Origin of the sequence: Halalkalibacter alkaliphilus (assembly GCF_023555415.1) — a bacterium.
Lineage (GTDB): Bacteria > Bacillota > Bacilli > Bacillales > Bacillaceae_D > Halalkalibacter > Halalkalibacter alkaliphilus.
The window spans coordinates 211,422-223,398 of the sequence record NZ_JAKRYL010000004.1; the positions used below are offsets into that span (position 1 = coordinate 211,422).

Consider the following 11,977-nt stretch of genomic DNA (forward strand, 5'->3'; position numbering starts at 1 on the left):
AGGGTCAATTGATCTTATAGGAATCTTTTTACATATTAAAAATTTTCAATAATTGGAATTGGAACGATTTTGTTGCTGTTCTCGTTCTTCAATAATATCCTCTATAATCTTTGAGTGTACGGTTGCCCACGATCGTTCTCGGAAGTGAATACTAACACTAATTGTAACGGCTGTTAAATAAATAAAGACAAACAGTAACCAGAGGTACCCATCATCGTTCTTAAAGAACTCTTGTACCTGATTACCAAATATAAAGAGCACCCAAGGTATAGCGGTTACTAAAATCGGAATTAATCCAGAACCGCTTTTTTCTTTTAAAATCCAATAATGAATATTTCCAAGTGTCCGAGTTTCGATTACTTGGTAAAAATGTCTTATTTCCTTTAATTCTTGAAGTTCTTTCGATTCCTCAGGTTTAAAGCCTTTTCGATAGTTCTTTTTTATTTTCAAATAAAATTTATGTGCGTCCCCGCGAAAAGAAACCATAAATCCCTCCAACTTCTCCATGCTATGATCAAAAGTGATATCATCCTTAGCCTTGACAGCTTATTAGTCAGATAAACGAAATATTTATACTTCATGTTCAGTTCATATTAGATTGGTACGATCAATCATTAGAGAGTTATATATAACATGTAAGTTCATAAATTAGTTCATATTCAGTTCATTTAATAATGATAGAATGTTACTTGGATCATTTATTCACAACTTAAATAGGTGAAAAGGCTTATTCTAAAGGTATAAAGATTTTAATTAATTGGAGGGCAATTTGCATGGTAAGTAAGAGAAATTTTTGGGTAGCATTAATGTTAATGACTCTAGTTATGTTAGCTGGGTGTAGCTCGCAGACGACTGAAAATAGTGTATCAGCAGATGAAGAGCAAGCACCAATACATCCAGTTGAAATAGAACAGATAACAAAAGGAACCCTTTCTAATGATTTGAATTTATCAGGTCATGTAATGGCTGGGTCACACATGGCTGTTTTACCGATGTTAACTGGAGAAGTAAAGGCGGTACACGTCAAAAACGGTGATACGGTACAACGTGGGGACGCTCTTTTTGAGTTAGATGCAACAGATGTAGAATTAAACATTGCTCAAGCTCGTGCAGGATTAGAAGCTGCCCAAGCGAGTCTAACTAGTGCCAAAAACATGAGAGATCAAAGTGTCAAACAAGCAGAAATGCAGGTAGAACAAGCAAAGAATACGTACAATATGATTTCAAATGCTGAAGATTCGTCGGATGTTGATCTTTCTGAAGTGCCTGAAGAGCTTCAGGCCGTTTTTGCTAGTTTACTAGGTGGAAGTATGCCGACTGAACAAGATAAACAACAAGCAAAATCTGCTGTAAGACAAGCTGAGATGGGATTAGAACAAGCAAAATCAACCGATCAAATCAAAGCAGCTGAAGCCTCTGTAAAACAAGCTCAAATTTCTGTTGATATGGCAGAACAACAAAAAACACATGCTGTTGTAAAGGCGCCGATGTCTGGTCAAGTTACAGGCCTTGATGTCAGCGTAGGTGAAATGGCATCACCTCAAGCACCACTTTTACAATTAGTACAAATGGATTCACCAGTCGTTGAAGTAAATGTCAACGAATCGCAGCTTCCTAATTTAAAGGAAGGACAAGAAGTTATAGTTCATATTAGGTCATTCAACCAAACGTATGAAGGCAAGATCAACTATATAAGTTTGCTTCCTTCTGAACAATCCCGTTCATATCCTGTTGAGATTGAACTTGCAAATCCAGATGGCAATCTTCGTGTAGGTATGCTTGCAGAAGTGTTGATTGAAACTGGTGGGGATAATGAACAAGTTGTTGCACCTGTAAATGCAGTCATTGAACAGAATAATGAAACATTTGTGTATGTAACTACAGATGGGACAACTGTAGAAAGGCGCGACATTTCAATTAATGGTGAAACGGCAGAATGGTTTGGGATTGAAAGTGGTTTACAAGAAGGAGAATACGTTGTTGTAAGAGGGAGTCACCAGTTATATGATGGTGCACTGATCAATATTCGTAACGATATTAATCCGTCGTTTGAAGAACAAGACGATGAAGAAGTCGAACAAGAAGATCTAGATGATGAAGAAGAGTTAAGTGAAGAACAATCCATCGAGAATGTTGAAAGATCTTCTACTAAAGGTAATTAAAACGGAGGTACTGTAGTTGAAACTGATTAATGAATCTGTCAAGCGACCAGTTGGTGTCATCATCATTGCTCTTGTTATGATGATTTTAGGAGGAGTTTCATTATCTGGGTTAAAGGTAGATTTAATGCCAGATATGGACTTGCCAATTGCTGTTGTCATGACACCGTATAACGGTGCTGCGCCTCAAGAAGTTGAGAATTTAGTTACTCGACCTCTCGAAGGTGCGTTGAGTGCTACTGAAGGTTTAGACACGATGCAGTCAATTTCTGCTCAAAATCAATCTCTTATTCTATTAATGTATGATTTTAATACGGATTTGGATACGGTCATGTTAGATTTGCGAGATAGGATTGATATGGTTCGACAAGGTCTGCCAGAAGGAGCTGGTGACCCAAGTGTTATGCGCTTTGATCCAAATCAAATGCCAATTATGCAGATTGGGATCTCGGGAGAAATGGATTTAACGAGACTGACGCATATTGCAGAAGATAGTATTATTCCCCGGCTTGAACGAATACCTGGAGTTGGTCAAGTTGAATTAACGGGTGCACAAGTAAGAGAGATAGTTGTGGAGCCTGACGTGAGAATGTTACAAAATTATGGTGTGACATTAACTCAGCTATCGCAAATTATTGGTGGAGAAAGCATGAGTGCTCCTGCAGGTGAGGTGGAGCGCGGAGGACAAGAAGTGCCCCTTCGAATCGTTGGTGATTTCCGCTCAACAACAGATATTGAAAACATTAACATTCCTCTTCAAACAGGGGGGACGATAAAATTATCTGAAGTTGCAGACGTGAATGATACGTTCCGTGAGGTGTCTTCTTTAGCTTATGTCAACGGGGAACCTACTTTAAGCCTTGATATTGTAAAGCAAGGGGATGCGAATACAGTAGATGTTTCAGATGCTGTGTCAAATCAATTAGAGACGATCGAATCAGAGTTAACACAAGGCGTGTCATTAACAAAAATTATGGATTCGGCTGAGTTCATCAAAGACTCTATTCAAAGTGTTGTTATGAATATGATTCTAGGTGGATCAATGGCAATTATCGTTCTACTAGTCTTTTTAAGAAGTTTTAGAAGTACATTAATTATTGGTTTATCAATTCCAATAGCGTTAATCTCAGCATTTACATTACTATATTTTGCTGGTCAAACGATTAATATTATTACTCTTGGTGGATTAGCATTAGGTATAGGATTATTAGTAGATAGCTCGATTGTCATTTTGGAAAACATCTATAAATACCGTGAAAGAGGCTACAGCCGTGTTGAAGCTGCCAAAAAAGGGGCATCAGAAGTATCTTCTGCTGTAATTGCCTCAACATTAACAAGTTTAGTTGTCTTTGTCCCAATTGTTTTTACTGGTGGCATTGCTGCAGAGCTGTTTATGCCGTTAGCTCTTACGGTCGGGTTTACTCTGCTTGCTTCTTTGGTTGTTGCTTTAACGATTGTCCCTATGTTATCCGGTCTTTTGTTGCCGAAGATAGCTGTGGTAGAAGAGCCTAAAGGGTTTGCGAAGGTAAGCGTACGTATTGGACAATTCTTTGATGGTGTCGATAACTTCTATCGAAAGATGTTAAAGTGGGCAATCAAACGCAAAAAAACAATTGTTTTTGGTACATTAATCTTACTTGTTGCTAGTTTAGGTGGAGTAAGATTCGTGGGAGTCGAATTAATCCCAGCGTTTGATCAGGGCGAAATAACAGCTAGTTTTGAAATGCCTACTGGTACATCTTTAGAAGAAACAAGAGAATCGTTAATGGAACTTGAAGAGTATTTGTTAAGTACAGGTGTTACAGAAGTCATTTATTCCTCTGTTGGAGGAGGGGGAATGATGGGAATGGGAGGTGGAGGAGGAAATAGTGGAGACCTCTACATCCGTCTTGTACCAGCAAGTGAACGAAATGTCACGACAAATGATGTGATAAAAGGTTTCCGTGATTTCTCCGAGACTCTTCCTGATATAGATCTTAGTGTGATGGCCTTTGAAAGTGATGGTATGGGTGGAAACCCGATTGAAATTGAAGTTCGAGGAGAAGATTTTGATACGTTAAGACTTGTTGCTGATGATATTCAAGAAATCATTAATAACGTCCCTGGTACGAACAATGTTACGCATTCTATGGGTGAAGCAAGACCTGAAGTGCAAATTCATGTTGATCGGGATGTAGCTGCACAATACGGTTTATCATATGGGGATGTGATGCAAACAGTTAGAAACAGTGTGACTGGGGTTGTTGCAACACAAATGAGAACAGAAGGACAGGAGATCGATATTTCAGTTATTTTGCCGATCGAATACAGAGAGAATTATAACCAAATTCAAAACCTTCCTATCTTAACGCCAACAGGAGATATGATTTCTTTATCCGATGTTGCAGAATTTGTGCAGGCTGAGGGGCCAAATGTGATAAATCGACAAGATCAAACGCGTGGTGTTTCAATAACAGGCGATATTATGGATCGAGATTTAGGAAGTGTTATGTCAGAGATAGAAGCAGAGCTTGATCAATACATCTTCCCTGAAGGGTATGATTATCAAACAGGTGGAGATTATGAGATGATGCTTGATGCCTTTTTCGATCTCACTTTAGCATTGGCTCTCGCTATCTTTTTAGTCTATGCGGTTATGGCATTCCAGTTTGAAAAAGTGTTGTATCCATTTATTGTGATGTTCAGTCTTCCTGCTACATTTATTGGTATTATACTTGGTTTCGTCTTAACGGGCAGACCTCTAAGTGCCCCTGCATTTATTGGGGTCATTATGCTAGCGGGTATTGTTGTAAATAATGCCATTGTACTTGTCGATTACATTAATAAGCTAAGAGAACGAGGACTCGAGAGAGAAGAAGCCATATTACAAGCAGGGCCTACAAGATTACGTCCTATTCTAATGACGATGCTCACAACGGTTCTTGCCATGGTGCCACTTGCTATTGGAATTGGTGAAGGTGCAGAACTTCAAGCACCGATGGCAACGGTTATCGTATTTGGTTTATCCTTCTCGACATTTATTACATTGCTCCTTGTACCAGTTATGTACATTTACACGGACAACTTTACAAATTGGTTGAAAGGGTTATTTAGACGAAAGAAAGACCATGAAATAGAAACAGATTAAAGAGAAGTAAGCCTGCTTGAGGGAGGGTTTCCTAAAGGCAGGCTTACTTTGTTATTTGGGTTCTATAAAGATTGTTTCCGTTTATTCCTCTTTTTCTGTACCCTGTTCTTTGTTAAACCAGAGAGGTTCCTTGTCATCTACATCGCCATTATAGTTAATTAAGATTTCTTCCCCTGCTTTAATATCCGTGTAAGCATAGTAATCAAATGTATGAGTATCAAAATTTATATCATAAGTGGCATTCGGAGTATAGGAGTGATTAAATAGCATTCCATATCCTAAAACAATTGCCCCATGGTTAATTCCATATTCATAGACGTAATCGGAAAGAACCGTATGTTCAATTAATATGTCCTGTTCATTCGGGTAAGGAAGGACAGGGGCTGAATGAATGAGTTGCCCTTTCTTTATATCTTTAGTTGCAAAGACACCTCGATTAAATTCCCCATCGCTAAGTTCTGATTTTTTAACTTCTATCATATTGTCACCTACAAGTTTTTATTTTTATAAATGGCTGTTTTCGTATACTTTGTTGTTTTTATGGGTTACGTGCCCCGTGCCTTGTTTCATTGCGCTCCAGCCACTCGCTTTCCGCGGGGAGGTGCCGAGCCTCCTCGGCTGCGCCTGTGGGGTCTCGCCCCTACCTCTGTATCCCGCAGGAGTCGAGTGACTTCCGCTCCATTTTACTCCGGAAAACCTATATCATAGCAACAATCTTTACGAAATAGCCTTATAAATAAAGTTTATCAATCATATTATTTTTGCAGATTTAATGGCTTTTTACAATAAAACACTATTATTTATGACCAAATTGTTTTTAGTAAGCTCATTACAGCCTTAACGAAATAAAAAAGATTTATTTTTTCCTACAGTACTATAAAAAGTGTTAAAATGGAAAGTGTGCAAAAGACATATATACTTAGAGAGAATACATAAAGGAAGGTAATTTATGTCGGAACAAAACATAACAAGATTACATATATCAGGGAAAGAGCTAATTCTTATTGGAACGGCACATGTATCAAAGCAAAGTGCAGAACAAGTAAAAGAAGTGATTGAATCAGAGAAACCTGACACGGTTTGTGTGGAGTTAGATGATCAAAGATATCAGTCCATTAAGGATGCTAATAAATGGAAAAATATGGATATATTTAAGGTGATCAAAGAAAAGAAAGCAACTCTCCTTCTTATGAACTTAATTATAGGTTCATTTCAAAAGAGAATGGCCAAACAATTTGGTATTAAACCCGGTCAAGAAATGATACAAGGGATTGATTCTGCAGAAGAAATAGGTGCTAATCTTGTCCTTGCTGATCGCAATATCCAAATTACTTTTGCAAGAATTTGGCATGGTGTAGGATTATGGGGAAGAGCAAAATTAATGATGGAAATTATATATAGTGTCTTTAGCAAAGATGAAATTTCTGAAGAAGAAATGGAAAAGATGAAATCAAAAGATATGCTCAATTCGATGCTTCATGAATTTACAATTGCCTTTCCTAAATTAAAGAAACCATTAATTGATGAAAGGGACCAGTATTTAGCACAAAAGATTAAAGAAGCACCTGGCAACAAAATTGTTGCTGTTTTAGGTGCTGCCCATGTTCCTGGTATTAAAGAAGAAATAAAAAGAGATCATGATTTAGACGCTTTATCCAAGCGACCGCCTAAATCTGTCGCTCCTAAATTAATTGCATGGTTCATCCCGCTTCTTATTCTAGGAATTATTGGCTATACTTTCTATACTAACCCTGCTGTTGGTGTAAATTTAACGATGAGTTGGGTCCTATGGAATGGCTTTTTTGCTGCAATTGGGGCAGCTATTGCTTTTGGCCACCCGTTAACGGTCATTACAGCCTTTATCGTAGCGCCACTTACTTCGTTGTATCCACTTCTTGCAGCCGGATGGTTTGCTGGTTTTGTCGAAGCGTACATTCGAAAACCAAAAGTGGGGGATTTTGAAAATTTATCAGATGATGTGTTTACAGTGAAAGGTTTTTGGAGCAATTCTGTAACTAGAATCTTGCTTGTTGTTGTGTTGGCAAACTTAGGGAGCACGTTAGGGTCCATCATTGGAGGAGCCGACGTTGTTCGTATGTTTATACAAAATATTTTAGGATCTTAGTACAAACACCATGTCTCACAATTTGAGGCATGGTTTTTTGCAATCAAATTATCGATTTACTGTTCTAATACTAGGCATTAAGTTATGATAACACCCTAATATTATGTCACTTTTGTTACAAACATCTGACCTTTGTCGTATTTTCTTGTTTTGGATCGAATTTTTGACATAAACATTGTATAATTAGATCTTGAGTGAAAATAGATTCATATAAGGGAGGATTCTATTATGATGGAATGGGCGTTAGCCATACTGTTTGGTTCAGCCATTTTGTTGCTCATTTTGTCGTTTTCTAAAACTAGGCAATCTCAAAAAGCGGCACAACAAGAATTGGAACAATTCTCTATTTCAATAATGGAAGAAGTGTATCAGTTACAGAAGAAAATGCGTGATTTTGAGCTTGATGCTGAAATTTCTGCAAATGAGAAAGGAAAACAATCTGTTTCTCCTAAACAAAGAATCTTAATGCGTGAAGTACTAGACTTACATAAGCGCGGATATTCATTGGAAGGGATTGCTACAGAAACAGAGTTAACTGAAAATGAAGTAAGACTCTTGCTTACTCCTTATCTAGAAGAGAAAGACGAAAGGAGAAAAGTAGCCAATGACAGCTAACTCATTACGGAGCTTTGCTGGAGGGATACTTATTGCGGCAAGCGTTTGCGGAGCAGTGTATTTTTTTGGTTCAAGTGATGTAGCCCAAACACAAGCAGAAGAGAAGATGTCAATAGATGAAATGAAATCCACATTAGCAGCCGAAGGGTATTTCATCTATACAGAAGAAGAATGGCAAGAGCAACTAGAATATGTTGCGGCTGAAGCTTATGAACAAGCAGAAGCAAGCATTGCTAGTCAAGGAGATGAAGAAACAGAGGAAACGAACGAAACGGTTGAATACCGTACGAAGTTGATTCTAACTGTTTCATCAGGAATGACAAGTATTGATGTAGGAAATGCTCTTGTTCGAGCAGATATTATTGATAATTCAATGGCTTTCTTTAATGAAGTAGAAAGTCGCGGACTTGCCAATTCATTACGTCCAGGTACATTTGAAATTACCAGTGACATGTCATTAGATGAGGTCATCTCAACCATATTTAAATAATGATTTTTAAGAGATACATGGCGGTTGCTTGTATCTCTTTTTCTTTGTTTAAAAAGATACTCCGATTGAAATAGTTTTAAATGGTAGCAAATGGATATTAAAACTATTAAAATAAGGATAGATTAACATAAATGTGGGGGGTACAAATGAAAATAAAGTTTCAGAAGTATGTTGTTGTAGTTAGTATACTCTTATTAATTGGGTGTTCTACAGATGACCCAAATCCTGAAGATGTAGTTGAGGGGTATATTCATGCTTGGGAAAATCAGCAATATGATGAAATAGCCGAGTTTCTCACATTAGCTTCTCAAGAGGAAGTCTCAAACGGGAGTGTAACGTTAGCTGAAAAATATGCTGAAGTTCATGAGCAGATGGAAGTTTCAAATATTCAACTAAGTTACGAGTCAAGAAACTTTGAGGAAGAAGAGATTGATTGGGATGAAGTTAGTGACCTTACATATCCAGTTACTGTAGAACTAGATACACTTGTTGGTCCCATTACATATGATTCAGAAGTGCAAGTAGTTAGAGAGTTGCAAACAAATGAAGAGGGAGAAGAGGTTGATGATTGGTTTGTAAGCTGGCAACCGAACCACCTCTTTGAAAGTTTTCAATCGATTGATGATGAAATTGTCTACCAGACAATGACTCCAGAAAATCGTGGACAAATTTTTGATCGAAATGGTGAGCCTCTTGCTATCAACGGCCAATATCGTCGGATTGGTTTTCAGTACGAAAAAATTGAAGATCTAGAAGCGGAAGTAAAACAACTTGCTAATATTCTTGGTCTTGAAGCAGAAGAAGTGGAAGAACTCGCTGTTGTTTATAAGGATACGAATCCAGATTGGCTAGCACCGATCATGTACGTCCCATTAAATGATGAACGTATTCATGAAATTAATGAAGCCGACATTCCGGGTGTTGTTGTGGATACTAGACCAGGACGCGAATACCCTTACGCCGATTTGACTGCTCACTTGACAGGAGACCTTAGAGAGGTAAATGCAGAAGACTTGGAGCGTTCAGATTGGCCTGGTTACGGAGCTGGAAAACATATTGGTCGATTTGGATTGGAAACCGCATTTGAGGAACAACTCCGTGGTGAGGTTGGTTTTGAAGTACGAGTCGTTGATGCGAATGGCGAGATACGGGATATTCTTATAAATCAAGAGCCGAAAGACGGTAAAGATTTAATTTTAACGATTGATGTGAATATACAAAGGAAATTATTTGATGCAATAGGTGACGAAGCAGGGGCCGGTGTTGTCATGGATCCAGTTTCAGGCGAAGTAACTGCACTTGTTAGTCGACCTGTATTTGATCCGAATCAAGTTTATTTAAAAACGAGATCACCTGAACGTACAGCTTGGATTGAAGATGAGCGGAATGTAAATCTGATCCGCTTCAATCGTACATTCTCACCAGGGTCTGTATTTAAACCGATTACAGCTGCAATTGGAGTGGAGGAAGACGAATTGGATCCAAATGAAGTCGTTAAAATAGAGGGTGAAAGATGGAGAGCTGATAGCAGTTGGGGGAACTATCGTGTAACTCGCGTTAACCCAAGTGTAACAGACGTTGATTTGAAAACGGCAATGAAGTACTCCGATAACATATATTTTGCGCAAAAATCTTTAGAAATTGGGGCAGAACGAATGATGGCCTGGGCTGAAAAGCTTGGTTTCTCAGAGGAATTCACATTTGAATATCCACTGAATGATTCACAGATTGTAAACGAAGGACTTGATGATGAAATTCTTTTAGCTGATACGGGTTATGGACAAGGAGAAGTGCAAATGAACCCTGTTCACTTAAGTAGTTTATATACAATGTTCGTAAATGAGGGGACCATTATTCAACCGATACTTTTTATGGAAAGTGAGTCTAAACCATGGAAAGAACATGTTATCAAACCAAGTACAGCAGAAACGGTATTAGAGACACTCTTTGCGGTAGTGAATGAGCCAAATGGGACAGCATACAGAGGAAGCGCGGGACATTCTCGTACGCTTGCCGGAAAAACAGGAACTGCAGAGATTAAAGACACCCAAGGTACAGAGGGTGACGAAATTGGTTGGTATACAAGTGTAGATGTTAACAATCGTGATTACCTAGTCACCTTAATGGTTGAAGGTCGTGGGAGCAGCGATGTCGTTGATATGGCAAATAGGTTTTGGGCAAGTATGGATGAATAGGCTGAATTATAGAGAGGCCACTGAAAAAGGTACGGTTTTGACCTTTTTCAATGGCCTCATTTATGGCTAGCTTTTTTATGGTTAATATGTTGATACACACAGGAAAGGTAAAAGCTTTTCTGTGTGTTTTCTTATACAGGTAAGAGAATTTTATTTTAGATATTACAGGTCTAAGTAAATATACTCTTCCATACTCTTGTATGGAGGAGGAGGTTAATATGGCGATATCACGTTGCGCAGATTGCGGATCTATTGATCAAGTAGAGTCAAATGGGAAGGAATGTCCTTATTGTGAACGGTTGCTTTGTATATCTTGTATACATAAGCAAAGAAAAGTTTTTTCTTGGAATGGCTGTACGAAATGCTGTATTGACTATCGATCATTAGTTCATAAGTAAAGGCGCCATATGGCGCCTTAAACGTGTTTGGAAATTTCACATCCATTATCCTAGATAATTAATACTTTACGTATAGGAGATTCTGCCTTTTAACAAAAAGCGAAGGAATAGTAAACAAAAATAGAACCACGCAATGGATATCGTTCCCGCTGCAAGAATATCTGATGGAAAGTGTGCTCCTACAATCACTCTGCTTAAACTAACCAAAACAATCATTGAAATGAAAAGAAGGGTAAACGAAACCTTTGCGAACGAACCTCTAATAATATGAACACAAATATAGATTAAGAATGAAAAGAAAATAAAACTTCTCATAGTATGACCGCTTGGAAAGCTATATGAGGCAATTTCTAATGAGTAACCGAATACTTCAATTACACTCATCTCGCCGGGTCTTTCACGTTGAAACAGGATTTTAAGAAGGAAGTTTAATGCGATACCACCAAATGTAACTGTAAATAAAAATAGGGCATATCCCCACATCTTTCTAACTAATAAATAAAAACCAATAGCGAAAGATGTAACTAAAATGACCTCGCCTGAACCAATTTTCGTAATCCCTTCCATGAATGAGATTAATAACGGGGATGCACCTTCCGTTACCCACGAAATGATCGTTTGATCAAAAAAGACCAATTGGTCTCGGTAGGAAAGAATAGATATAAAAATAAATAAAATCAGGCAACCTGTCGCAATAAAAAATTGATGCTTGTTTGAATCCGCCATAAGATGTCACTCTTTCTAAATTTATAATAAGGTTCTATTGTAACATCACAAATAATAGTCCGGAAGAATATAATTATGAAAATTTATTAAAAGTGCAGGAAAGAAAGAATTTTTTTGTGAAATGAAATATCCCAGCCCAAGC

10 protein-coding genes are annotated in these 11,977 nt (G+C 37.9%); 7 read left to right on the top strand and 3 right to left on the bottom strand.

Going from position 1 to position 11,977, the window contains the following annotated elements; genetic code table 11:
• Positions 1–45: 45 nt before the first annotated feature.
• On the bottom strand, positions 46–486 hold the full coding sequence (locus MF646_RS05715; RefSeq protein ID WP_250095531.1) for a hypothetical protein: 441 nt from the start codon (positions 484–486) through the stop codon (positions 46–48).
• Positions 487–773: 287 nt separating this feature from the next.
• Between MF646_RS05715 and MF646_RS05720 the strand changes: the two genes are divergently transcribed.
• Positions 774–2,162, top strand: coding sequence for an efflux RND transporter periplasmic adaptor subunit (locus tag MF646_RS05720; RefSeq protein WP_250095532.1), 1,389 nt, complete (start codon positions 774–776; stop codon positions 2,160–2,162).
• Positions 2,163–2,178: 16 nt separating this feature from the next.
• Positions 2,179–5,286, top strand: a complete 3,108-nt coding sequence (locus tag MF646_RS05725; RefSeq protein ID WP_250095533.1) for an efflux RND transporter permease subunit — start codon at positions 2,179–2,181, stop codon at positions 5,284–5,286.
• Positions 5,287–5,367: 81 nt separating this feature from the next.
• On the opposite strand, the gene MF646_RS05730 is transcribed toward MF646_RS05725, so the two are convergent.
• A complete protein-coding gene (locus MF646_RS05730; protein ID WP_250095534.1) occupies positions 5,368–5,766 on the bottom strand; it encodes an SET domain-containing protein in 399 nt (132 codons plus the stop codon).
• Positions 5,767–6,235: 469 nt separating this feature from the next.
• Here MF646_RS05730 and MF646_RS05735 point away from each other — a divergent pair, with 469 nt between their 5' ends.
• From MF646_RS05735 to MF646_RS05755, 5 genes are all read left to right on the top strand, one after another.
• Positions 6,236–7,411 (top strand): TraB/GumN family protein, encoded by a 1,176-nt coding sequence (locus MF646_RS05735; RefSeq protein ID WP_250095535.1) that lies wholly within the window; start codon positions 6,236–6,238, stop codon positions 7,409–7,411.
• A gap of 228 nt (positions 7,412–7,639) precedes the next feature.
• Positions 7,640–8,026 carry a hypothetical protein gene (locus tag MF646_RS05740; RefSeq protein WP_250095536.1) on the top strand — a complete coding sequence of 129 codons (387 nt, stop codon included), beginning with the start codon at positions 7,640–7,642 and terminating at the stop codon, positions 8,024–8,026.
• Positions 8,016–8,516 carry an endolytic transglycosylase MltG gene (locus MF646_RS05745; RefSeq protein ID WP_250095537.1) on the top strand — a complete coding sequence of 167 codons (501 nt, stop codon included), beginning with the start codon at positions 8,016–8,018 and terminating at the stop codon, positions 8,514–8,516. The genes MF646_RS05740 and MF646_RS05745 overlap by 11 nt, the downstream gene beginning before the upstream one ends.
• A 146-nt stretch (positions 8,517–8,662) precedes the next feature.
• Positions 8,663–10,711 (top strand): peptidoglycan D,D-transpeptidase FtsI family protein, encoded by a 2,049-nt coding sequence (locus MF646_RS05750; RefSeq protein WP_250095538.1) that lies wholly within the window; start codon positions 8,663–8,665, stop codon positions 10,709–10,711.
• Positions 10,712–10,929: 218 nt separating this feature from the next.
• On the top strand, positions 10,930–11,109 hold the full coding sequence (locus MF646_RS05755) for a hypothetical protein (protein ID WP_250095539.1): 180 nt from the start codon (positions 10,930–10,932) through the stop codon (positions 11,107–11,109).
• A gap of 66 nt (positions 11,110–11,175) precedes the next feature.
• Here MF646_RS05755 and MF646_RS05760 read toward each other — a convergent pair whose 3' ends face one another.
• A complete protein-coding gene (locus MF646_RS05760; RefSeq protein WP_250095540.1) occupies positions 11,176–11,835 on the bottom strand; it encodes a phosphatase PAP2 family protein in 660 nt (219 codons plus the stop codon).
• Between the last annotated feature and the right edge of the window lie 142 nt (positions 11,836–11,977).